The sequence below is a fragment of the Paracoccus tegillarcae genome, assembly GCF_002847305.1.
Classification (GTDB): Bacteria; Pseudomonadota; Alphaproteobacteria; order Rhodobacterales; family Rhodobacteraceae; genus Paracoccus; species Paracoccus tegillarcae.
Window position 1 is genome coordinate 2836812 of the sequence record NZ_CP025408.1, and the last position, 22724, is coordinate 2859535.

A 22724-nucleotide genomic window follows, 5' to 3' on the forward strand; every position below is an offset into this window, starting at 1 on the left:
CTTCGCGCCTCAGGATAAGATCGTTCTGATAATTGGCTGTTGTGGTGGATCAGCTGTAAAGTCATTGTCTAGGCCATCGTAGAAGAACGATGAAAGGTCAGCAAAGGATGAAAAGAACAAGCGTAACGCTTGCTGATCTGGCGAAGCAGTTGGATCTTTCGGCGGCGACGGTTAGTCGTGCCTTGAATGGGTTTCCCGAAGTCAATGCGAGAACCAGGGCGCGGGTCGAACAGGCGGCGGCGCGGCTGGGATATCGGCCGAATGTAAGCGCGAAAAGTCTGGTCAAAGGGCTGGTGGGTGCCATCGGTCTGGTGCCGCGGAAAGAGGAGCAGGGTTTCATTGACCCGCTGCTGGCCGAATTTCTGGACGGCGCTACCGCGATTACCGCAAAACGCGGTCTTCAGTTGTCGCTTCTAGCGCCAACCGTAAACGATGAGCCGGCAGCTTACCGTCCGGCCATCGCCGGAAATGTGGTTGATGCATTTATTGTAAGCTCGCCTGATGTTACGGATTCCCGCGTCGATGAGCTGATCAGGACTGGCTTTCCCTTCGTACTTCATGGTCGGACCATGGCTGATCAGCCATACTGGTCCTATGACATTGATAATTACGACGGATTTCTTCGTGCTGCGCGGCTTTTGCAGGATTACGGACATACGCGCATGGCGTTCCTTGGAGGTCGTGCCAATGCGCGCTTTGCAACGGACCGCCTAGCCGGTGCGCGCGATGCTCTTGCCGAAAAGGGCCTGACGTTGCCTGACGAAAATATCCGGCATGGTGAGATGACCGAGGATTTGGGCTATCAGGCCGGCCGTCATTATCTGGCATTGCGAAGCGTACAGCGGCCAACGGCATTCCTGTGCCTGAATATCTATGTCGCGATGGGGTTGATGCGCGCCGGCAGAGGATATGGTTTGCGCTGCCCCGATGACTTCTCGATCATCGTGCATGACGACCGCGCGCCGTATCTGCGAGCCGAATTCTCGGACCCACCGCTGACCGCCGTGCAATCCTCGATCCGAGAAGCGGGTGTACGTGTCACAGAGTTGGTAATGGAACTTCTGGAAAGCCCCCAGGCACCTCCCAGACAGGTTGTCGCGCCAGTTGAACTGGTGCTGAGGGCGTCTGTTGCGCGGGTTTCAGGAGATAGCTGACAAGATGCGCGCATGAAAAATGCGCCGACCGAAATCGGCGCATTTTCATCTTGTCTGGCGTGTTCTAGCCGCGACTACGCCGCATCAGAACATTCAGATCGTCGCTGAGCAGTTGAACACCTTCGTCCGCCGACCATTCACCCTTCAGGATACGATTGAAGGTCAGCGAAATCCGCGGCGAAACCTGCGGATAGATGACCGATGCCGGGCGGGTTCGCGAGGTTTCAACCGCTGTCCTGCCCAGTTCGACCAAGGGCACATCCGCAGCAAGCGACGCGTCCTCATACAGTGCGCCCCGGGTCGGCAGGAATGCCCCGGTTCGGGCGCGGGCAGATTGCGCCTCTGCCGAGGTTGCATAGCTGATGAACTGCCACGCGGCATCGACCTTGGATGAGAAGGCCGAGATCATCAGATTCCACCCGCCAAGGCAGCTTGTCGATTGCTGACCGGCTTCCACCGCCGGGATTAGCATGATCCCGATCTGGTCCCGCGAGACCGCCGACCCAGTGCCAGCCAGAGCGTAAAGCGAGGGCCAACTGCGCAGAAATACCGCATCACCAGCAAGGAAGGCATCGTTGGACATGGTTTCGTCCATCGCCGTCACCTCAAGCGGCGAGGCACCGCTTTCGACCAGCGAACGGGCGGCGTTCAGCCCCGCGACGGTGGCAGCGCTGTTGAGGCTGATATCGTTCGGATGCGAGCTGTCCGTCGAATAGGCATCAAAGACCTGCCGCTGCTGGGTCATGATCCTGCCGCCGCCGCTCCAGATGAATTCGCAGGCATTGGCGGTGCCGCCCTCGTATGACGCGCCCTGAAACAGGAAGCCGTGGGCGGTTCCGGTCGCCTGACGAACGGTATTCGCGGCCTCTTGCAATTCAGCCCAGGTGGTCGGCACCGCAACGCCTGCCTGTTCCAGCAGATCACGGCGATAAAAGACCATGCCCGCATCGGTGAACCACGGCACGCCCCACATCTGATTGCGGAACAGGATCGAGTTCATCGGCGCCTGCAGGAATTCGCCGGGATCGGCCTCTGCATAGAACCGGCTGGTCAGGTTGCGCACCCAGCCGTTTACGGCCAGTTGCGAGGTCCAGACCACATCGGCCGCGAACACGTCGATTTCCTCGCGTCCGACATTCAGTTCGGATTCGATCAGCGTGCGGTGTTCATCCGAGCGCGCGGGCATTTCGAAAATGACCACTTCGATGCCCGAGCCGTTGGACTGGTTGAACGCCTCGACCAATTCGCGGTTAGCGCCGGAATTGTCCACTGGCACGGCAAAGACAAGCCGCTGCACATCTTGACCCATGGCCGACCGGGTCAGCATCGGGGCCGCGATTGCCGCGCCTGCCGCGCCGCCAATAAACTGGCGACGGGTAGGACGCATGGATGGAATTTGGTTGTTCATCTTAATGCCTCCCTTCATTCGTCGTCACGGAAAACGATAACATCGCAGGGCGCGTGCCGGACGATGCTTTCGGCATCGGAACCAAGCAGGATACGCTCTAACGCGCCCATGCCGCGATTGCCGATGGCGATCATGTCGGCGCCAATTTCTTCGCCAAGCCGGATGACTTCGCTGTCGACCCGTCCCATCCGAAGATGGGACTTGGTGACCTTGATGCCGTTTTCCTCGGCAAATTCCAGCTCGTTATCCAGCCGGGATCGTGCCTCGGTCTTCAACCGGTCATACTGGTTCGAGTTCATCTGATCCGGGTTCGTATAGCGGGACAAAAGCCCCACATGGATCACATGCAGATCGGCACCGGTGGCCTTGGCAATGGCCCCTGCGCGCAGCAGCGCACGGCGGGAGTTCTTGGACCCATCGCTGGCGACAAGGATCTTTTTCAGTTCTATTGTCATCTCAGATCTCCTTTCTAGGCATCAGCGATAGATGTAGACGATGGTGGCGGTGGTCAGCAGCAGAAGCACCGAAAGGACGCGATAGTTCTGCCACAGCGGAACGCCTTTCAGCTCTTCCGTTTCCTCTTTCAGATACTGGGTTGACCAGATCATGTTGCCAATCTCGGCCTCGGGCCGCGGCTGCGTAACCAGCGAGATACCGATCATCAGCGTGCAGGAGATCAGGAAGATGATGAATCCGGCATAGAGGAAATGGATGTCCACCAGCCCGCCGATCTGGATCAGCAGGAAGCCCGCGATACCAATGATGAGTGAGATCACGAAGGTATAGAAGGCTGCGTCCGGCGTTGCCCGCTTCCAAAGAAGTCCGGCAAAGAAGATCGCGACGACAGGCGGCACGATATAGCTGAAGACCGACTGCACATAGGACCAGAGCGATTCGAAATTCGCGATCTGAGGTGCCCAGAGGATGGCAAAGACTGTCGCAACGCCAACGGCCAGACGACCATGAAACACCAGTCTGCGATCATCGATATCCGGGTGACGGGTCTTCACGAAGTCCAGCGTATAGATCGACGAGACCGAATTGAGGATCGAGTCGATGGACGACGTCATTGCAGCCAGCAGGGCAGCCAGCACGATCCCGCGCACACCTACCGGCAACAGATCGAAGACCAGCGTTGGGTATGCGTAATCGGGTGCGGGAAGGTCGGGATACAGCGCCACCGCGATGACACCCGGCATGATCATAAGGAACAGGATCGGCAGTTTCAGCGCACCTGCGGCCAAAGCCCCCCAACGACCGTGGTTAAGATCCTTGGCACCCAGAACACGCTGCACCATCGTCTGGTTCGTGGTCCAGAAGTACAGACCAATGATCAGCAGACCCGTAAACAGGCCGGGCCACGGCACACTGTCGGAATCGGCGGGTTGAATGATGTGCATATAGTCGTCCGGCACCTGGCTGTAGACCGATTCCCACGAATCCAGAGCGTTATAAGCCGCGATCATGACGATCGTGCCGCCGATCAGCAGCACGATTGACTGGATGGTGTCCGAAAGAACGACCGCTTTCAGGCCGCCTGTCATCGACAATGCAGCCGACAGGATCATGATGATCACGCAGCCAATCCACAGCGGAAGGTCCGGATACAGCATCTGGATGATGACCGCGCCGACATACAGACCGCCGGACAGCAGAATGCCGCCCTCAAGGAAGATCAGCATCGCCGCGAAGATGTGCCGTGATCGCCGGTCGAATCGGCGTTCAAGGAATTCGGGCATCGTGAAGACGTTGGCCCGCAGATAGAAGGGCAGCATGAAGGTGATAAAGATCACCAGAATGACCGCCGCCATCCATTCATAGCTATAGACGGCGATGCCCCCCGAATAACCTGCCCCGGCTAGGCCCACGAACGAGCCGCCAGAGACGTTGGTCGCAAACAGTGAGAAGGCAATCATCGGCCAGGTAAAGCTTTTCCCGCCAAGGAAAAATCCGTCGCTGGTCTCGCTGCTGCCGCGGGTCATCCATATGACCAGAACGCGGCTGAGGATGATATACAGCAGCACGACCGCAAGGTCGATCGGGCTGACTTCGAATGTCGCCATAGTGGTTTCCTCCCATTAAAATTTAAATCGTTTGCGCTTGCAATTTCCCTTTATACGCTGGCTTTAGAAAGCCATGTTAGCGCTAATATCACAAACGATTTGAATTTTACATATGAATTTTGCTGAGCAACGTTGAAGCTGCTTGCTTTATCGCTGTTGACCCTCAACTTCCGCATTGTCAGGCGTCACGGTGCCCGGTCGGTCGAAGCGACAGTCCGAGACACTCTGCCAGATCGTGACTATGCAGCGACCGTGTTTGCGAGTTTGGTCGTCAGGCCGCCGCGCGGATGCATCGAACCCGGCACTGGCTATTGGCGGAAACACAGAGCTATTGAGCCTGCGGCACCGACGGCGACAATGCGGCAAGCATTCGCTGAATATGTTCCCGACGCAAGAAATCATAAAAACCCTGAGGTAGTAGCCGCTTGTCAAATCGCTCGACTGACCAGAAATGCGTTCTCGCACCACATGCTGGTACCAATATGGTCCATTGACCATGATTGCAGAAACCGCGTGTTCGAGGTGGGAGATATAAACAGTCTGGCAACGTCAGATTTCGACGGCAAGAATTTGCGGTGGGAGCACTATGGTGGGCATCTCGCGATCTGGAGGCTATGCTAGTGGGTTCGCTTCAACGTCCTTGATGATACCCCTCCTGTTGACCGCGTGCTACCCGAACGGCCAACAATTGAGGTGATAAAGCAAGGCAATGTCTTGGCAAGGACGATTGGCGACCTCCTCCCCGACGACGGCTAGAAACGGGCATTGGCGCAGCCGCTGCGAAATGGCGCTTCGTCCGCAGACTGTAAGTTCGCATCACCTGAGATCTGGCGTTTGCAGCGAATTGCGGGTTCGACGGGCCGCACCGCAGCATCGAACACAGCGGTCAACCGCGGCTTTCGGAGGATTTGTTTCCCGGTGGCGAAAAACTCGGATGGTGGCTTGGTGCTGTCCGTCTCGACCTTGACACCCGCATTCAGCCCTGGGCGGCCAGCCTCCGGCGCTTGTCTATTGGCAGAGAAATGATATCAACCAACCCGATCAGCAGGTGCAACGAGTAGCTTAAATTACGCCAGATCTTGTCCAACAGATGGGGAGTAGCTCAGCCCGGAGGGGCGCGTCGTCGCCGTAAGCAATCGGAACCGCCCCCTTTGGGAAACGGAAAATGAACCCGAACCCATCATCAGGCCATTGGAGTGAATATGCGCGAAGAGTTTGAAGAAATGCTGGAACAGCTCGAAGCTGGCAAATTCGTGTATGTTGAGCCCTCAAGCGTAATGCTCGAGTTCAACGAATTCATGGCGTCGCGGGGCTATAGCGTTGCGCGGCTGGAGGTCGTTAGAGTTCGGGGCGGTAGTAGAACCGGGCGCACTTTCGAGTTCGACTTCCTGGCGAACGCAGGCCCAGACTACGAGAAGGAATGGCAGATTTTTCTCGATCCACAGCGATCTGCCGCCAATATCCGCGACATCGTTCAGCGCGCCTTGAGCGAGGGCGGGGAATACCAATACCTGGTTTGGGCAGAGTTGCCACCATCAGACGCATGACCGGGATTCCTGCCGGGTGAAGAAAAACCAAGGCCCCAGATGGACGGCAAAGAAGCAATCAACATGCTTGAGAAGCATATCATGGCAGTGTCTGACGTCAGCACCCTTGGGACAGATTTGCGTAATTGAACAACGGAGGATTTCTGGTTCATCGTAGCCTTGATGGAGTGAAGATGAACAAGAAATCCGGAACGTCGCAGGACGCAGCTGACAAGCTGGTTAAGAACATCCGCCGCAAGACCCGTCAGACCTATTCGGCGGAGGAGAATATCCGCATCGTCTTCAGACATAGCAACCGGACGGCGGCTTTCCAACGCAACACACTATCCCACACTTTCTATGGCAATGCGCCCTCTTGGCCCCAAACCCACTCTACAGCCCCCAACGCAACGAAATCGGATCCAGCGGGCGCAGCAGGCCGAGCAGTTCCGCGCGTGTCTCGGGCGGCAAGGGCGGTACCGGGTGGCGGCAGAAATCGGATGCGATCACGCCGCCTTCCTTCATCGCGGCTTTGGCTGAGCGGAACCCGCCTTGCCGGTTCTCGTGGTTCACGGCGGGCAGGATGCGGGTGTACAGATCAACGGCGCGGTCGCGGTCGCCGCTGGTATGGGCTGTGACCACCTCGCGGATCAACTCGGAAATCATCGCTGAGCACATGGTGCCCGTGGCGCCTGCGTCCAGGTCGGCCAGCATGGTGATGCCTTCTTCGCCGTCCAGCGGGCTGACAATGGCATCGCCGCCCTGTGCGATCAGCGCGCGCAGCTTGGTTGCGGCGCCGGGGCATTCGATCTTGAAATGCTGCACCATCGGGATCTCTTGCGCCATGCGGACCAGCAGCGGCACCGGCAGATCGACGCCGGACAGCGGTGCATCCTGGATCATGATCGGGATGCCGACATCCGAGACGCGGGCGAATTGTTCATAGGTCTGCTCGGCCGTGCCTTTCAGCAAGGCGCCATGATAGGGCGGCATGATCATCACCCCGATCGCGCCCAGATCCCTGGCCAGTTTTGCGCGCTCGACCACGATGGGCGTGGCGTAATGCGAGATGGTGACGATCGCCGGCAGGCGGCCTGCCAGATGTTCAAGGCAGAGGCGGGTCAGCGTTTCGCGTTCCGCATCCGAGATCAGGAACTGCTCGCTGAAATTGGCAAGGATGCACACACCGTCGATGTCCTGATCGACGATGCAGTCCAGAACCCGGCGCATACCCTCCAGATCAAGGCTGCCATCGTCGTGAAAGGGGGTCGGGGCGACCGGCCATGCGCCGGTCAATGCGTCGGGATGTGCCATCATCGTCCTCCTCTGGGCGGGCAATCCCCTAATAACCCCGGTACGAGCCGTGGTCAAGATTTGGTATACCAAAATTAACGGGGCTGATCGGCGGCTAGGGTTGGGCCGGATTGAGGCGCGTGATCCCGGTCGCGGCGGCCCGCGCCAGAGCGGGGTCCAGCGACATGCCGATATACTCGCCGCGCCGCCAGCGTCCGGCCAGATCGTCATAATGGCGCGACAGCGGGTGGCCGGATTGGCCGGTCGAAATGACAAAGACCGAACTGTCGGGATCGGCCAGATCGTAGATGCCGCGATAGCCCGCGCCGGTGACATTACGATAGGGGTTCGGACCGTTGCCCAGCATGCCCGCCTGCGCCAGTGTAAAGTTGCCGCCCGAGGTCGATTGCGTCAGGTTCATCACCCAGCCCAGACCGGGCAGGTGCCCAAGTGCGGGGTGCAGGTGGCTGGCGACATGCAGGTCGCCCCATCGCCAACTGGTCACGTCGGGGCCGTACCGGTCCGTCAGATCCAAAATCGCGGCGTCCAGCGCCTGTCGCGCCACGGTGGCACAATCCTCGACCGGGGCGCTTTGGTTGACGTCGCACCAGACAGCGGCGCCGCCACGGTTGCGAAAGACCGATTCCAGAAATGCGGGATAGATGGTGGTGATGTCATCGGCCATCGGTCCAAGCTCATCGCGGATCAGTCGGTCCTGCAGGGCGAACATCCAGGCTGAATAGATGACCGGCTCTGGCAGGTGCTCGTTCATCGCGCCGTCCCATTCAGCCAGCAGTGACAGCGCATCCTGGCGCTGACGCTCGGGCGTGCCAGAGGCTGCAGGCTCGCCCGTGAACCAGAGATCCGCACCGACCAACGGCAAGAGGGCACGGGCCACGGGGCTGACGATATCCAGCTGGATCGCGATAAAGCTTTCGCGGGAATGCACCTCGCGATCATCGGCAAGGCGGGTCAGGCGTGACAGACGGGATCCGCCGGAGCCTTCGCCCGTGGCCAGCACGACCCCGTCCGTGCCGCCCTGACCGGGCGAGCTGTTGCCCAGAACTTCCGATGCCGGCGCAGTCCCTTGCCAGGTGGAGGCGCGAACCCAGCCGGGCGCGGGCAGATAGCCGCCGGTCGGATGTGCCGCGTCGCGGCGCGGGACGTGGCCGGCCAGAACCTGATCGACGCCCCTGCGATCGGCCAGCGTCACCTGCAGCACAGGCGCGACGATCCCGTCCAGCGTGGCGGTGGCGGCGGCGCGGTCTGTGGATCGCATCAATCCGACAAGCGCGCTCATAGTCGTGTCACTGTCGGATGCGCCGGTCCAGGACAGGGCGGCGACATGGCCGCGTGGTGTCACCTCGGCAAGCGAGAAGTCGACCGAGGGCAGCACCGCGCCATTCGCCGTCCAGCGCAGCGTCATCGTCTGATCCTCGGCGTCGCGGATGCGAATGACCTCGCGGCGGGTGGTGAACTCGGTCCAGCCGTCGGCGCCGCGATAGCGGGTGAAGTCGCCGGGCTGCAACTCCTCGATGAAGACGTCGGTATCATCGACCCCGGCGGGGGTGATGCCCCAGGCCATCTCGGTATTTCGACCCGACAGGATTGCGGGAATGCCGGGGATCGTGCCGCCGATGATGCCGCCGCCCTGCAGTTGTAACCGTGCCAGATACCAAAGCCCCGGCGCGGTCAGCGGTCCTTGCGGATCATTTGCCAGCAGCGAGCCTTGTGCCGCCGTGCGATCGGGGGCCGCGGCAAGGCCGGTGCCGGAAAGGCCAAGCCCCGGTTCAAGATAGCCGGCCAGCGTCTGATCCCATGTCGGCGCCGTCTCGTTGGTATGGCTTTGCGGTTGCAGCCGTGCGCCGGGGAACAGGCTGGCATAATCGGGCAGGGCGGGATCGCCCGGACGGGCCACCAGTTGCGGGCCGATATCGGGGCGGGCGATGGCCAGACGGGCGCGCAGGATCTCTTCGCGGATCGCGGTCGAGGAACTGGCGGCCAGCAGCTTCAGGATCGCAAGCGAATCTGCGGGTTTCCAGGCCGCGATCTCGTCGGGATACATAAAGAACTCGGGCGCGCCTCGACCCGATGCATCGCGGTTGATCTGTGTGATCCATTCGTTGACGCCGGTGGAATAGGCCTCGAGTGCGGCGCGGGTATAATCATCCTGCGCCGCCAGCGATGCGCGCCCATGCCGATAAAGCCCAAGCCGTCGCGCCAGATCATCGCCGCGATAAGCGCTGACGCCATACAATTCTGCCAGCCGGCCCTGCGCTGCGCGGCGCAGCACTGTCATCTGAAACAGCCGGTCCTGCGCATGGGCGACGCCGAGGGCAAAGAACGCGTCGGTGTCGCTGTTGCCAAAGATATGCGGGACATTTTCGGTCGAGCGCACGATCTCGACCGGGCCGCCGAGGCCCGCCATCTCGTAGGTCGCATCATAGTCAGGCAGCGAACGGGTCGCGAAATACCAGATCAGCAAGGTCACAACGACCATGCCGATGATCAGCCCGATTGTCAGGCGCAGCAGCCAGCGGAACAGGGTCAGCATCGTCGGTCGCGCGATCCTTGGCATTGGGCCGGTGCGGCTTGACCTGCGCGCGCCGGGATGATGGTGTGCTGTCTAGGGCAGCGGCACGGGCAATACAACGCGGGCCGCGCAGGGATCAGGGGAACGACATGGCAAAAGTGACATTTCTGGGACTGGGCGTGATGGGTTATCCGATGGCGGGCCACCTTCAGGCGGCTGGTCATGAAGTGACCGTCTATAACCGCACCGCCGCCAAGGCCGAGAAATGGGCCGCCGAACATGGTGGTAACTGGGCATCGACCCCGCGCGAGGCGGCTGAGGGCGCGGAATTCGTCATGGCCTGTGTCGGCAATGACGATGATCTGCGTTCCGTCTGTCTGGGTGATGAAGGGGCATTTGCGGGGATGAGCGAGGGCGCGATCTTCGTTGACCACACGACCGTATCTGCCGCTGTCACCCGCGAATTGGCCGAAGTGGCAGGCGAAGCCGGTCTGGGCTATGTCGACGCGCCGATTTCAGGCGGGCAGGCCGGGGCCGAAAATGCGGCGCTGTCGGTCATGTGCGGCGGTGATGCCGGCGATTACGACAAGGCCGAGCCGGTCATTGATGCCTATGCCAAAATCTGCCGCAGGCTGGGTGATACGGGTGCCGGGCAAATCACCAAGATGTGCAACCAGATCGCCATTGCCGGGCTGGTCCAGGGCCTGTCGGAATCGCTGGCATTCGCGCAAAAGGCCGGGCTGGACGTAGAAAATGTGGTCGAAGTGATCAGTCAGGGTGCCGCCGGCAGCTGGCAGATGGTCAATCGTCACAAGACCATGGCAGCGGGCGAATTCGAGCACGGCTTTGCCGTCGACTGGATGCGCAAGGATCTGGGTATTTGCCTGGATGCAGCCGACGAGATGCAGGTTTCTCTGCCCGTCACCGCCCTGATCGACCAGTTCTACAAGGAAGTGCAGGCGATGGGCGGGGGGCGTTGGGATACGTCGTCGCTGATCGCGCGGCTGACGCGCTGATCGGATTTTTGCACCGTCCGATGCCTCCGGCGGGGATATTTGGATGAAGAAGAAAGGGCGCGGCCTCAAGAGGGCGGCGCCCGTTTTATGTCAGCTATCGGCGGCGATTTCCGCCAGCAGGAACTGGCGGAAGGCGCGGATCGTGGGGCGGTTGCGGCGTGCCTCGGGATAGACCAGCCAATAGGCCTTGCCGTTGCCGGCCAAGAGTTGAAAGGGCTGGATCAGGCTGCCGCTGGCCAATTCATAACGGAAAAAGCGCGGGCTGAGCATGGCGACGCCCTGATCGGCGATGGCGGCGCGGGCCTCGTTGACCTGAGTGCCAAGCACCGGGGTCTGGCGCGAATAGCAAGCGCATGAGGTTACGCCCGCCTTTTTGATCCACAACTCCCAATTTGGGTCCTGCGGATCAATCCATGGCAGGTCGCGCAGCTGTTCGGGCGTCTCGAGGCAGCAGGTCTTGAGCAGGTTTGGCGACAGCATCGGTGTCACCTCGAAATCGAACAGGTGCTGGGCCGTCAGGCCGGGCCAGTCGCCGTCGCCGTGGCGGATGGCGATGTCGACATCGTCATGAGCGAAATCGACCAGTCTATCATTGGCATCCATCTTGATGCTCAGCGCAGGGTGTTCCATCTGAAACCGCCCCAGACGTTCCCCCAGCCAGTTGCCGGCCAGCGTGATCGGTGAACTGATCGACAGGGTTTTGCCACTGTCTGTCGGATCGGCATAGGCGTGGCGCAGGATCTTAAAGGCCTGGCTGGTGGGCGCCGATAGCTGCGTTCCAAGCCGTGTGAGTTGCAGGGCGCGCGGTTTGCGCAGGAACAGCGGCGTGCCAAGCCGTTCCTCCAGCAATTTGATCTGATAGCTGACCCCGGCCTGGGTCATCCCCAACTCGGTTGCAGCCTTGGTAAACGAGAGGTGGCGGGCGGCGGATTCAAAGACCCGGATCGCGGCAAGTGGCGGGAGTTGCATAAGTGTGGCTTATATACGGTTGCGGCGCTTTTGTTGGAGTGCTGAGCGAATAGATAGCACGATCAGGATATGGATCAACCGCCTGCATCAGTCAGGCTTTAGGAGGAAACATATCATGCAGGTCAATCTTCTGGCAGCCGGTCAGCCTTCGGCGCTGACGACGTGGTTCGCGCAATGGGTTCAGCGCCGGGCCGAGAAAAACCGGCGTTTCAAGGTGCCGGGCCATCTGTTGCGCGGGAACGAAAGTCGCTCGCGCCCGACCATGCGCGACACTGATCGCGATCTTTCGCATGCCCTGGCGGATGTGCCGGAGCATCTGCGCAGCGATCTTGGGCTCGATGGCGGTGCGAGGTTGCGCCCGAGCTCAGAGCAGAGCGTCAGCATGTGGGAACTGGGCGGCAGCATGGTCTACTACGACCGCATTATCGGGGCGGCTGATCGGCGCTGATCAACTGCACCCTTCGCAAAAACGCTTGATGCGGGCGATGGCGTCGGTCAGCTCCTCATCGCTTGTCGCGTAAGAGATGCGGAAATGCGGTGACAGTCCAAACGCCGCGCCAAAGACCACGGCAACGCCGGTCTCTTCCAGCAGCGCGTTGGCGAAGGCCTCGTCATCTGCGATCACCGTGCCGCCGGCCGATGTCAGGCCAATCAGCCCTCTGATCGAGGGATAGACGTAAAACGCGCCCTGCGGCGTCGGGCAGTCAATGCCGGGACAGTCGTTCAGACCAGCCACAACCAGGTCGCGGCGACGCTGAAAGGCCGCGCGGCTTTCGGCGATGTAGTCTTGCGGTCCGTTCAGCGCGGCCAGCGCGGCGTGTTGGCTGATCGAACTGGGATTCGAGGTCGATTGCGATTGCACCATCGCCATGGCGCGAATCAGCTGCTGCGGTCCTGCGCCATAGCCGATGCGCCAGCCGGTCATGGCATAGGCTTTGCTGACGCCGTTGACGGTCAGGGTGCGGTCCTTCAGGCGCGGCTCGACCTGGGCGGGTGTCACGAATTCGAAATCGCCAAAGACCAGATGTTCGTACATGTCATCCGCCATCACCCTGACATGCGGATGATCCAGCAGCACATCAGTCAGCGCCTGCATCGCTGCGCGGTCATAGGCAGTGCCCGATGGGTTCGACGGCGAATTCAGCATCAGCCATTTCGTGCGTGGCGTGATGGCCGCGGCCAGGGCCTCGGGTGTCAGCCGAAAATCCTGATCGGCGCCGCAGGGAACAGGGACGGGCTTGCCACCAGCCAGCAGGACCATATCGGGATAGCTGACCCAATAGGGGGCAGGGATGATCACCTCATCGCCCGGATTAAGCGTGGCCATCAAGGCATTATAGAGGATCTGCTTGCCGCCGGTGCCGACGCTGACCTGCTGCGGTGTATAGTCCAAATCATTGTCGCGCGCGAATTTCTGGCAGATCGCTTGTTTCAGCGGTGCGATGCCATCCACGGGGGTATAGCGCGTATGGCCTGCGTCGATGGCCGCCTTGGCCGCGTCGCGGATATGCGACGGTGTGTCGAAATCAGGCTCGCCCGCTGACAAGCCTATGATATCTTTGCCCTCGGCGCGCAGCTCGGCGACGCGTCCGGTCATGGCGATTGTCGGTGACGGTTTGACGCGCGCGAGTGTATCGGACAGAAACCCCATGACATCCCCGATTTGAAATGGCCCGGCGCCTGTCTTAGGCTGGGGGCCTTCGCAAAACAAGAGAGGTTCATGTGACCGAGAATTGGTACAGCGACGACAAGGCAACCATGGGCGACCGGATCAGTGCTGCGCGCGAAAACGCTGGCCTGTCGGTCAAGGATCTGGCGCAGAAACTGGGCGTCAGGGTCAAGACGCTGACCGGGTGGGAAGGCGATGAGCGCGAGCCGCGGGCCAATTACCTGCGAACCTTATCCGGTGTCCTGGGTGTGTCGCTGATCTGGCTGCTGACAGGCGAAGGTCATGGTGTGGGTGGCGAGGATGTCGGTTCCGATGCCGCGCCCGGGCGGGAGGTCGTGCTTTCCGAGATCAGGGCATTGAAGCAGTCCGTAGCCGAGACGGCCCGACGGCTGGATCGTCTGGAAAGGTTGATGGCCGATGCTTGAGGTAGATGACAACCGCTTGCGGCGTTTGCGCATGCGCAGTTGGCGGCGCGGCATGAAAGAAATGGACCTGATACTGGGTCCGTTTGCAGATGGCCCCCTGGCCGCACTGCAAGGGGACATGATCGCGCAATACGAGGCGCTGATGGGTGAGAATGATCAGGACCTCTATCGCTGGATCACCGCCCGAATTTCGGGGCGCGACGAAGGCCCCGAGGCGCTGGCGCCGCTGCTGGATGTCATCGCCCGTCACGCGAGCGACCGGCTGCATGGTTAATGCAACAATGTGAATTTTAGACAAAGCGGGAACAAACCGGCGGCCGATTAACTGAAGATTCGTTTTTGTCGGTCAGTGTCATTTTCCAGAAGATCAGATCAGGACGGATAATGACGATGCTTGCACCAGCGCGACGGGAATTTCCGCAGTCGTCGCCCCTCGTTTTAGAATCGACGGCGGCGACCGCCTACCTAGAATGCTTGCAACAGTTGGAGCGTTTGCACCGGCTGATGCACGATCTGGTCAAGGACGAATTCGAACGCCTTGGCCGACATGACCTGAACCCCGTGCAGGCGTTGATCCTGTACAATCTGGGCGAGGCAGAGGTGTCGGCGGGGGAATTGCGATCCCGCGGCATGTATCAGGGCAGCAATGTCAGCTATAATCTGAAAAAGCTGGTGACGATGGGCTATGTTCACCATGAGCGCTGCGATCTGGATCGCCGCTCGGTTCGTGTGCGACTGACCGAGGCCGGGCAGGACGTGCGCCAGATCGTCCTCGACATGTTTCACGGCCATGCCGCGCAACTGGCGGTGTCGGGGGTTCTGGATGATCCGCCCCTGGATCAGGTGAACCTGCAGGCACGTCGGATCGAACGCTATTGGACCGAGCAGATCCGCTATATCTATTGATGGTTTTCCGAGTAAGCGGAAAGACCCGCGCGGTTCGCGCGGGTCTTGTTGCTTTCTTCATAACAGTTTGCTGCGCCGCGATGCGTGGCTGACATACGCCGGGTGCGGTCAGCGCGGCTGATGCAGCAGCGTGCGCCCTACCAGTGGCCGGTGTTTTCCATGCTGGCCCAGGGTTCCTGCGGCGGCAGATGGTCGCCTTCCTGCAGCAGTTCGATCGAGATGTTATCGGGGCTGCGCACGAACGCCATATGTCCATCGCGTGGCGGGCGGTTGATGGTAACGCCGGCATCCTTCAGCAATTGGCACATCTCGTAGATATTCTCGACGCGGTAGGCGAGATGCCCGAAATGGCGGCTGTCGCTGGGCAAGGCGTCATCGCCGTCCCAGTTATACGTCAACTCGACCGGGCAGTCGGGCTGATCCGGCGGCGCCATGAAGACCAGCGAAAAGCGGCCGTCCTCGTTGTCGATGCGACGGGTTTCCTCAAGACCGAGCAGCTGGAAGAACTGCATCGTCTTTTCGAGGTCCTTCACGCGGACCATGGTGTGCAGATAGCGGACTTTCATGAGACCTCCGATCCTGTTCTTTTCAGCGGCAGAGTGACACGGCCCGGATGCGGGGGCAATCCGATCCCGTTTGCCGCAATTCGGTTGAACGACTCACGCGCGGATGGCACAAGATGATGTGGATCTAGAGGATGTGAACACCATGAATACGCCCGTCACCGCTGACCAGCAGGCCGAGATTGACGTGCTGCGCGACACCCCGCAGTCGACATTGCGCGCCGTCGCGCCGGGGATGGAGCAGCACCTTTATACCGCCCATCCGGTGCTGGACCACGGTTTCGTGCGGGTTGTCGACTATATGGGCGACGACGCGGCGATCTGTCAGGCTGCGCGCGTCAGCTATGGGCGCGGCACGAAATCGGTCCAGAACGATGAGGGGCTGATCCGCTACCTGATGCGGCACTGGCACTCGACCCCGTTCGAGATGTGCGAGGCCAAGTTCCACGTCAAGCTGCCGGTCTTCGTCGCGCGCCAGTGGATTCGCCACCGCACCGCCAACGTCAACGAATATTCGGCGCGCTATTCGATCCTTGATCGCGAATTCTATATCCCCGCGCCGGAACAACTGGCCGCGCAATCCGACATCAACAATCAGGGCCGGGGCGAGGTACTGCAGGGTGAAGAGGCCGCCCGCGTGCTGGACTTGCTGCGCGAGGATGCGATGCGCAGCTATGACCATTACGAGGCGATGCTGTCACAAGACGGGCAGCAGGGTCTGGCGCGCGAATTGGCGCGGATGAATCTGCCCGCGAATATCTATACGCAATGGTATTGGAAGGTCGATCTGCACAATTTGCTGCATTTCCTGCGCCTGCGCGCCGACCCCCATGCGCAATATGAGATCCGCGCCTATGCCGACGCGATGTGCCAGATCGTGGCCGATTGGGTCCCGGCGGCCTATGGCGCGTTCAAGGATTACCGCATGGACGCGGTCAGCCTGTCGGCGCAGGCGGTCGCGGTGTTGCAGCGGCGTCTGGCGGGCGAGACGGTGACGCAAGAGAGCAGTGGAATGAAGGCGCGGGAATGGCGGGAATTTGAAGAGGTTTGGGGGTGATCCGCGCATTGATCCTGCGGTCACCAATTTAAAGTCGAGGCAGACACCAAGATTGGTGCAACTTGTCCGGGCTGCGATCCGTTTCTAGGGCATGGTTCAACTCACGCCGCATATTCTGCACCGCTTTGGCCCCGGCGCCTTTGTCGTCGGGCTGGTCACGCTTCTTCTGTCAGGCTGCGGCGGGTCCGATGTTCTGAACGCTCTGGCATCGGAACGCGGCGTTGCCGTCCAGCGCGACATTTCCTACGGACCGGAGGATCGGCAGGCCTATGATCTGTACCGTCCGACGAACGTCCAGCCGAAGGGTCTGGTCATCTTCTACTACGGCGGCAGTTGGGATTCCGGGTCGCGCGGGATGTATGAGTTTCTGGGAACCTCGCTGGCGAAACGAGGCTATGTCACGGCAATCCCCGATTATCGTTTGTATCCCGAAGTGACCTTCCCGGCCTTTGTCGAGGACGGCGCGCTGGCGTTCCGGGCGATACGGGCGCGAGTGGGCGACACGGTTCCGACATTCGTGATGGGGCACAGCGCCGGGGCGCATATCGCGGGTATGATCGCCCTTGCGCCGCGTTATCTGAATGCGCAGGATCTGTCGCCCTGCGGCTCGATTGCCGGGTTTATCGGGCTGGCCGGCCCCTATGATTTCGAGATCAGCGAACGCTACGGCCCCACCTTCCCGGCGCAGACGCGCAATTTCAGCCAAGTTCTGCCCTTTGCGAAAGAAGGGAGGCATCCGCCGACGCTGTTGCTGCATGGCACCGCGGACACCACGGTCGAGCCGCGCGATTCCCAACTGCTGGCACAGGCGCTGCGGGCGAACGGCAACATGGTCGAACTGAAGCTGATGGAGGGCACCGGCCATATCGGGATTGTCGCGGCATTTTCGGGGGCGCTGCGCTTTACCGCGCCGACGCTGCCGCTGGTGACGGATTTCATGGATCGTATCGCCGCCGATCCGCCGGGGTGTCGCTAGACGGACTTGGTCGCCGTTGTTTCAGCGCGAACTTAGGCCGGGATCTGCGCTGCCAACCGCCTCAAGCTGAGATGCCCCCAGATCTGTCGACCCTTTGCGTGACAATTCTGGAAACAGGGAGAAGCATGAAGTTCATCGCAAAATCGATTTACGGACGAGTTCAAAAGGGACGCTGAGGCGCGGGTTTTTGATCGCGGCCATGCGGTCAGCGAGGAGCCCGGGACTGACGGTTCAAAGTGGCCGCCCCCGACAGGGTTTGGCTAACAGATATCACCTGGATCGAGACCCAGGCTGGCTCTGCCCGTCCGTTATCATTGAACTATTCTCAAGGTGGGTCGTCAGCTGGTCAGCCCAGTCGCGGATGAGAACTGACCAGGCGCTGCAGGCGCTGCCAACTGCCGTCTGGCGGCGCAAACTCGAAACGCAAGCAAACGGACAAAGGCATGCCGTCGCACGTTGACGTCGAGGTCAAGCAGTAGAAACTGAACGAGGCAGGGGGTTAGGAAGCCAGGTGCGGCCCAGTTTGATGCAACAGCCCCCATGATACAAAACTGTAGGCAGGTGCATCATATCTGGATGCGATATCTGATACCTGATCGTGCGATAAAGAAACTAAACTGTCGTAGTCCGGCTTGATTCTTATGACGAAAAATCAGTCGCTTATTTAGATATCAGAGTGTCTCCAAGGCTTGACATTATGGATCAAAAACAACAATCGACATACTAACGTAACGTTAAGCCTCAAGGGATCCCTCATGCCAACTTTCACCGGTCTTTACCTCGGTACGCTCTACGCGTCCGGGCCCTTCGACCCGACCGAGGGAAACACGACCGTCGAAAACCCGGACCGGTTTGAGGACCGCACCTTCGGCTCATCGTCGAACCCGCTATACGAGATGTCGACGGGTGTTGCGGATGCAGGTGCCGTGAACATCACCCTCGGTTCAGCCGATCCGGGTGGCGATGGCCTGCTGACGCAGAATAACGCCGGAAGCGTCTACGACGAATTCCAGGTGAACGGCGCGAGCGGCGGCTATCGCGCTGCCTTCGACATGGGGATCCGCTACGACGCCACCATCACCTATGCGGACGGGTCAACCGCGACGGTCCAGGTCTGGCTTGTTCAGGCTGAAACCACGGCGGTCAATTCCGCGGCGGGTTCGGCTGGACAGGTTTATGTCTTTCCCGACACCTCTGCCGGCGCAAATGCCGACGCCTTGTCCGCCAAGCCGATCGCGTCGATTGCGCTGGGATCCCATATCCCGGGTTCAGAGGTCAGCGCCGGGCTGGCGAAATCCAGTATCCTCGCGACCGATTTCAGCTATGACGGCGTCGTCAACGGGACATCCGGCAGCGACCTGATCGATGGCAATTACCACGAGGCACTTGGAAGCGGCGGAGCCGACCAGGTCGATGGCGGTGACGCCGTTGTCGGGCAATTCGGCAACAATGATTCCATCAGGGGGCTGGGCGGCAATGACACGATCTTTGCCGGTGAAGGCCGCGACACCGTTTCCGGTGGCACCGGCGCTGATCAGATTCACGGCGGGGCGGAAAACGACGTTATTACCGGGGATGCCGGCACCGATACGATCTACGGAGATGGTGGCGACGACACCATCAATGCCGGGTCCGAAAACGACGTTGTGTTCGGCAACGAAGGAAACGATTCGATTCTGGGCGGGGCGGGCAACGACAACCTGTCGGGCGACGGGGTCAGTGACCCGAATTATCACACCTATACCGGTTATGTTTTCGGGAACAACTTTCAGGATTCCGGCTCTGTCGCGGCGACCAATTATGACGGGATGCAAATCACCGGCGCAGCGACCACGATCACGATCCGCGACGATGACAACACCCTGCTGTCGGACTACCTCAACGAAGAGCAGTTCGTAGACGCGAACCAGGTCGTCCTGATCAACGGCGTCGAACACAAGGCATTTCTTGAACAGATCGTGACCATGGAGGATCCGGCGACTGGCGAGCAATATGTGTTTGCCCAGTTGGATGTCGATATCAACAACAACGATGCCGCTGGCGCGGGCGAACAGGGCAACGTCAACATCCTGCTTTCAGATAATGCGCCGCCGCCGGGCGCGACGCTGGTCTCGGTTTCGGGAACGGCCGTCAACGATCAAAATCTGGTCTATCCGCCATCATCCAGCGACGACACCATCCTGGGCGAGGCGGGGAACGACACGATCCACGGCCAGGCCGGCGACGACTCGCTGGATGGTGGTGCGGATAGTGATTCTATCGAAGGCAATGATGGCGACGACACGCTGCTAGGCGGCATAACGGGCGATGATACTCTGCTGGGTGGGTCGGGCGAAGATTCCATCATCGGCGGCGTTGGTTCGGACAGCATAGACGGTGGCGCCAACAACGACATCATCGACGCCGGAACCGGGGCTGACCAGGTCTTTGGTGGCAGCGGCGACGATACCATCACTGCAGGCGACGGCAATGATCTGGTCTATGGGGACAGCAACATTCCCGGTAGCCCGCAAGGTTATGAATACAAAGCCTATTACTTAGGCCAGAACTTCGCGGATCTGCTGCCCGGCCAGGTCGCGCATTATCTTAACGGGATCAATATCACCGGGACGCCGATCACGGTGACGATCAACGATAATGACCTGGAACTTCTGACCGATGACAATTCCGCGAATGGGGGCGTAAACGACAGCTTCAGCGACCTCGACCAGACAGTGACGATCAACGGCATCACCTATAATGTGTTGCTGGAGCAGCTGGTCACCTATCAGGACCAGTTCGGGAATACCTATCGCTTCGCTCAGCTCGATATCGACTACAACAACGACGGGATAGCAAACAACTCGCTCTCGCCCGAACAGGGCTCTCTGCAGCTGCTGCTATCGGATACGCCGCCACCTATTGGTGCCGATTTGACCCTGGTGCCCGGCTCAATCGACGGCTCGAACGACCTTCTTTATGACGACAACTGGGATGACTCGATCCTCGGCGGGGCTGGCGAGGACACGATCTATGGCGAGAAGGGCAACGACACCATCGACGGTGGTGCCGACAATGACACGATCAGCGGCGGCGACGGCAACGACTTGATTTTCGGCGGTGCCGGAAACGACTCGCTGATGGGCGATCTCGGTAATGACACCATCAACGCCCAGGACGGCAACGACACGGTCCTTGGCGGTGCCGGCGACGACAGTATCCAGGCAGGATCCGGTGACGACAGCCTCATGGGCGAGGCCGGCAATGACACGATCGATGGCGATGTCGGCATGGATACGATCGAAGGCGGCGCAGGCAGCGACACCCTGCTTGGCGGGGCGGATGCCGACTACATCGATGGCGGGGCAGATGCCGACGACATTGCAGGCGGCACCGGCAACGATACCATCTTGGGCGGTACCGGCGCGGATATAATCGATGGTGGCGCCGACAACGACAGCATCGACGGCGGTGCCGGCGACGATAGTCTGGACGGTGGCGATGGCGTCGACAATATTTCCGGCGGCACCGGCAGCGACGCGATTACGGCTGGCCGTGGCGACACCGCGACGGGCGGGGATGATCGGGATACGTTTACGCTTGATGTCAATCAGGTGGGAAGCGGCTCAGTCTTCACAGTCGATGGCGGCGCCGGCGTCGGCACCACGGCTGACTATGACTCGATCGTCCTTGGGCCCGGCCTGACCTATGCTGGCAATTGGAGCGGAGTGCGTGATGCTGACGACAACTCCTGGAGCGGCAGCTTCGACGTCGTCGACGACGCCTCAAATACCTACACCGTCAACTTCACGGAAATCGAGGGGCCGATCTGCTTTGCACGCGGCACCGAGATCCAGACCGAGACTGGCGTAAGAAAGGTCGAGCATCTTCGCGAAGGCGACATGCTGATGACCCGTGACAACGGGCCAAAGCCGATATCCTGGATAGGGTCGCGCGGCTTCGTGAATGATCAAAGCGAAAACGCCAGGAAGTTTTCGCCGATCCTCATCCGCAAGGGTGCGCTTGGCAGCGATCGCCCCAATCGCGATCTTTTCGTTTCGCCGCAGCACCGGATACTGGTCCGCTCGAAGATCGCACAGCGGATGTTCGGCGAGGACGAGGTGCTGATCGCAGCCATCCTGTTGCTGCAGATCGACGGGATCGAGCAGGTCTCGGATTTCGATGAGGTCGAGTATTTCCACATCCTCTTCGATCAGCACGAGATCGTCTATGCCAATGGCGTCGAGGCGGAATCCCTGCATACCGGCCCGGAAGCATTGAAGTCACTTCCGCTGGAGGCACGTCAGGAAATCTTCGCGATCTTTCCCCAACTTGCCGAGATGACGGGCGGCAGCTCGCGAAGCCTCGCCCGGTTCTCGCCAAAGGGGAAAAAGGCACGAAAGCTGGCCGAGCGTCAGCAGATGAAGCGGATGCCGTTGCAGTAAAAACCGACGGCTGTTGCGCGGCGGACAGTTCCGCCGCGCAACAACCACGGACGGCGTTTGGGGAACCTTCATGCTCGCCAAACTGCTTTCATTTCGTCAGATGGAGCTGTTCACATCGCACGACTGCGGGAACGACTTTTGTCGGGGCGGATGTGGACGAGATTAACAGTCTGTTGAAGAAGGCCACTCTCGACGCGGTTTCGAGAACATAATTCGCTTTTCGGCACAGTACGCGCTGCGTTCGATCCGTGGGATCGTCAACGCAGCGCTGGCAAGCCTCGATGCTGAAGTCGATGGACTCTAACCGATTTCGGCCGTCCCACCATCGCTCCAGAGCGCCTGATCCGGACGGACCTGCTGCAAATCCCGATCTCGATTCGATCCGAGTGGCAGTTGATGGAGCAGAGGGACGACAATTTGCGGCTTCGGGCGGTTCGTCTGGCTTGGCATGGACGACCCTCTCAGGGTCCCACGGCCCTCAAGAAGAACCGCGACTGTCGCTCTAAGACGAGCACTTTCGGTAGACGGTAATTTGGTCGAGGCGTGGGCGTCGATAAAGAGCCTTCAGCCGAAGGAAGGCAGGGCGACACCGGACAGGAACGATCCGTGCGGGCCGCCGCCATCAACTGACGAGACCTCCACCACCGCCGATCTAAACTAGCAGACCGAAGCCAACTGATGCTCGACCCGTCCCGCCCGACGCGCAACACCGAAGTGAGCCTTTGCGAGACAGGTGACGTCG

19 protein-coding genes and 2 pseudogenes are annotated in these 22724 nt (G+C 60.3%); 13 read left to right on the plus strand and 8 right to left on the minus strand.

Annotated features, from left to right (window positions below; genetic code table 11):
• Nucleotides 1-107: 107 nt before the first annotated feature.
• Complete coding sequence (locus CUV01_RS13805; protein ID WP_198731826.1) at nt 108-1154, plus strand: LacI family DNA-binding transcriptional regulator; 1047 nt, start codon at nt 108-110, stop codon at nt 1152-1154.
• Between the two features lie 64 nt (nt 1155-1218).
• Here the strand turns inward: CUV01_RS13805 and CUV01_RS13810 are convergent, their stop codons facing one another.
• The 3 genes from CUV01_RS13810 to CUV01_RS13820 are packed head-to-tail and all read right to left on the minus strand — an operon-like array spanning nt 1219 to nt 4625.
• Nucleotides 1219-2562, minus strand: a complete 1344-nt coding sequence (locus CUV01_RS13810) for an ABC transporter substrate-binding protein (RefSeq protein WP_157994868.1) — start codon at nt 2560-2562, stop codon at nt 1219-1221.
• Between the two features lie 14 nt (nt 2563-2576).
• Complete coding sequence (locus tag CUV01_RS13815; RefSeq protein ID WP_101460981.1) at nt 2577-3017, minus strand: universal stress protein; 441 nt, start codon at nt 3015-3017, stop codon at nt 2577-2579.
• Nucleotides 3018-3038: 21 nt separating this feature from the next.
• Nucleotides 3039-4625: a sodium:solute symporter gene (locus CUV01_RS13820; RefSeq protein ID WP_101460982.1), complete on the minus strand. Its 1587-nt coding sequence runs from the start codon at nt 4623-4625 to the stop codon at nt 3039-3041.
• 908 nt (nt 4626-5533) lie between these two features.
• On the opposite strand from CUV01_RS13820, the gene CUV01_RS20370 reads away from it, so the two are divergent.
• Together CUV01_RS20370 and CUV01_RS13825 are read left to right on the plus strand one after the other, a co-directional pair.
• Nucleotides 5534-5686, plus strand: coding sequence for a hypothetical protein (locus CUV01_RS20370; protein ID WP_422385842.1), 153 nt, complete (start codon nt 5534-5536; stop codon nt 5684-5686).
• 141 nt (nt 5687-5827) lie between these two features.
• Nucleotides 5828-6172, plus strand: coding sequence for a hypothetical protein (locus tag CUV01_RS13825; protein ID WP_101460983.1), 345 nt, complete (start codon nt 5828-5830; stop codon nt 6170-6172).
• Nucleotides 6173-6544: 372 nt separating this feature from the next.
• Here the strand turns inward: CUV01_RS13825 and CUV01_RS13830 are convergent, their stop codons facing one another.
• Nucleotides 6545-7468, minus strand: coding sequence for a dihydrodipicolinate synthase family protein (locus CUV01_RS13830; protein WP_422385843.1), 924 nt, complete (start codon nt 7466-7468; stop codon nt 6545-6547).
• A 91-nt stretch (nt 7469-7559) separates the two neighbouring features.
• On the minus strand, nt 7560-9998 hold the full coding sequence (locus CUV01_RS13835; protein ID WP_101460984.1) for a penicillin acylase family protein: 2439 nt from the start codon (nt 9996-9998) through the stop codon (nt 7560-7562).
• A gap of 128 nt (nt 9999-10126) precedes the next feature.
• Here CUV01_RS13835 and CUV01_RS13840 point away from each other — a divergent pair, with 128 nt between their 5' ends.
• Nucleotides 10127-10993 carry an NAD(P)-dependent oxidoreductase gene (locus tag CUV01_RS13840; protein ID WP_101460985.1) on the plus strand — a complete coding sequence of 289 codons (867 nt, stop codon included), beginning with the start codon at nt 10127-10129 and terminating at the stop codon, nt 10991-10993.
• A 90-nt stretch (nt 10994-11083) separates the two neighbouring features.
• On the opposite strand, the gene CUV01_RS13845 is transcribed toward CUV01_RS13840, so the two are convergent.
• Entirely contained in the window at nt 11084-11962 is an 879-nt protein-coding gene (locus tag CUV01_RS13845) for a LysR substrate-binding domain-containing protein (RefSeq protein ID WP_101460986.1), read from the minus strand.
• A 115-nt stretch (nt 11963-12077) separates the two neighbouring features.
• Between CUV01_RS13845 and CUV01_RS13850 the strand changes: the two genes are divergently transcribed.
• Entirely contained in the window at nt 12078-12410 is a 333-nt protein-coding gene (locus CUV01_RS13850) for a hypothetical protein (RefSeq protein WP_101460987.1), read from the plus strand.
• On the opposite strand, the gene CUV01_RS13855 is transcribed toward CUV01_RS13850, so the two are convergent.
• Nucleotides 12411-13613, minus strand: coding sequence for a pyridoxal phosphate-dependent aminotransferase (locus tag CUV01_RS13855; RefSeq protein WP_101460988.1), 1203 nt, complete (start codon nt 13611-13613; stop codon nt 12411-12413). It abuts the gene before it with no gap.
• 71 nt (nt 13614-13684) lie between these two features.
• Between CUV01_RS13855 and CUV01_RS13860 the strand changes: the two genes are divergently transcribed.
• From CUV01_RS13860 to CUV01_RS13870, 3 genes are all read left to right on the plus strand, one after another.
• Nucleotides 13685-14056, plus strand: coding sequence for a helix-turn-helix domain-containing protein (locus CUV01_RS13860; RefSeq protein ID WP_232962252.1), 372 nt, complete (start codon nt 13685-13687; stop codon nt 14054-14056).
• On the plus strand, nt 14049-14330 hold the full coding sequence (locus CUV01_RS13865; RefSeq protein WP_101460989.1) for a succinate dehydrogenase assembly factor 2: 282 nt from the start codon (nt 14049-14051) through the stop codon (nt 14328-14330). The genes CUV01_RS13860 and CUV01_RS13865 overlap by 8 nt, the downstream gene beginning before the upstream one ends.
• A gap of 110 nt (nt 14331-14440) precedes the next feature.
• Complete coding sequence (locus tag CUV01_RS13870; protein WP_422385844.1) at nt 14441-14962, plus strand: MarR family winged helix-turn-helix transcriptional regulator; 522 nt, start codon at nt 14441-14443, stop codon at nt 14960-14962.
• Between the two features lie 137 nt (nt 14963-15099).
• Here the strand turns inward: CUV01_RS13870 and CUV01_RS13875 are convergent, their stop codons facing one another.
• The gene (locus CUV01_RS13875) at nt 15100-15528 is read right to left on the minus strand and encodes a VOC family protein (protein ID WP_101460990.1); all 429 of its coding nucleotides are present in this window, start codon (nt 15526-15528) and stop codon (nt 15100-15102) included.
• A 142-nt stretch (nt 15529-15670) separates the two neighbouring features.
• Here CUV01_RS13875 and thyX point away from each other — a divergent pair, with 142 nt between their 5' ends.
• From thyX to CUV01_RS20130, 5 genes and pseudogenes are all read left to right on the plus strand, one after another.
• On the plus strand, nt 15671-16582 hold the full coding sequence (thyX, locus tag CUV01_RS13880; RefSeq protein WP_101462106.1) for an FAD-dependent thymidylate synthase: 912 nt from the start codon (nt 15671-15673) through the stop codon (nt 16580-16582).
• 91 nt (nt 16583-16673) lie between these two features.
• Nucleotides 16674-17558, plus strand: coding sequence for an alpha/beta hydrolase (locus CUV01_RS13885; protein WP_101460991.1), 885 nt, complete (start codon nt 16674-16676; stop codon nt 17556-17558).
• A 227-nt stretch (nt 17559-17785) separates the two neighbouring features.
• Nucleotides 17786-17973 (plus strand): annotated as a pseudogene (locus CUV01_RS20125) (DDE-type integrase/transposase/recombinase); the annotation flags it as partial.
• A 340-nt stretch (nt 17974-18313) separates the two neighbouring features.
• Nucleotides 18314-21982, plus strand: a complete 3669-nt coding sequence (locus CUV01_RS13890; RefSeq protein WP_101460992.1) for a Hint domain-containing protein — start codon at nt 18314-18316, stop codon at nt 21980-21982.
• 208 nt (nt 21983-22190) lie between these two features.
• Nucleotides 22191-22454 (plus strand): annotated as a pseudogene (locus CUV01_RS20130) (transposase); the annotation flags it as partial.
• Nucleotides 22455-22724 lie beyond the last annotated feature (270 nt).

Coding starts and splice junctions, on each gene's coding strand:
- CUV01_RS13870 (WP_422385844.1), top strand. CDS start 14,441: ATGACGATGCTTGCACCAGCGCGACGGGAATTTCCGCAGTCGTCGCCC.
- CUV01_RS13850 (WP_101460987.1), top strand. CDS start 12,078: ATGCAGGTCAATCTTCTGGCAGCCGGTCAGCCTTCGGCGCTGACGACG.
- CUV01_RS13875 (WP_101460990.1), bottom strand. CDS start 15,528: ATGAAAGTCCGCTATCTGCACACCATGGTCCGCGTGAAGGACCTCGAA.
- CUV01_RS13810 (WP_157994868.1), bottom strand. CDS start 2,562: ATGAACAACCAAATTCCATCCATGCGTCCTACCCGTCGCCAGTTTATT.
- CUV01_RS13815 (WP_101460981.1), bottom strand. CDS start 3,017: ATGACAATAGAACTGAAAAAGATCCTTGTCGCCAGCGATGGGTCCAAG.
- CUV01_RS13805 (WP_198731826.1), top strand. CDS start 108: ATGAAAAGAACAAGCGTAACGCTTGCTGATCTGGCGAAGCAGTTGGAT.
- CUV01_RS13840 (WP_101460985.1), top strand. CDS start 10,127: ATGGCAAAAGTGACATTTCTGGGACTGGGCGTGATGGGTTATCCGATG.
- CUV01_RS13830 (WP_422385843.1), bottom strand. CDS start 7,468: ATGATGGCACATCCCGACGCATTGACCGGCGCATGGCCGGTCGCCCCG.
- CUV01_RS13825 (WP_101460983.1), top strand. CDS start 5,828: ATGCGCGAAGAGTTTGAAGAAATGCTGGAACAGCTCGAAGCTGGCAAA.
- CUV01_RS13845 (WP_101460986.1), bottom strand. CDS start 11,962: ATGCAACTCCCGCCACTTGCCGCGATCCGGGTCTTTGAATCCGCCGCC.
- CUV01_RS13835 (WP_101460984.1), bottom strand. CDS start 9,998: ATGCTGACCCTGTTCCGCTGGCTGCTGCGCCTGACAATCGGGCTGATC.
- CUV01_RS13865 (WP_101460989.1), top strand. CDS start 14,049: ATGCTTGAGGTAGATGACAACCGCTTGCGGCGTTTGCGCATGCGCAGT.
- CUV01_RS13855 (WP_101460988.1), bottom strand. CDS start 13,613: ATGGGGTTTCTGTCCGATACACTCGCGCGCGTCAAACCGTCACCGACA.
- CUV01_RS13820 (WP_101460982.1), bottom strand. CDS start 4,625: ATGGCGACATTCGAAGTCAGCCCGATCGACCTTGCGGTCGTGCTGCTG.
- CUV01_RS13885 (WP_101460991.1), top strand. CDS start 16,674: ATGGTTCAACTCACGCCGCATATTCTGCACCGCTTTGGCCCCGGCGCC.
- thyX (WP_101462106.1), top strand. CDS start 15,671: ATGAATACGCCCGTCACCGCTGACCAGCAGGCCGAGATTGACGTGCTG.
- CUV01_RS13890 (WP_101460992.1), top strand. CDS start 18,314: ATGCCAACTTTCACCGGTCTTTACCTCGGTACGCTCTACGCGTCCGGG.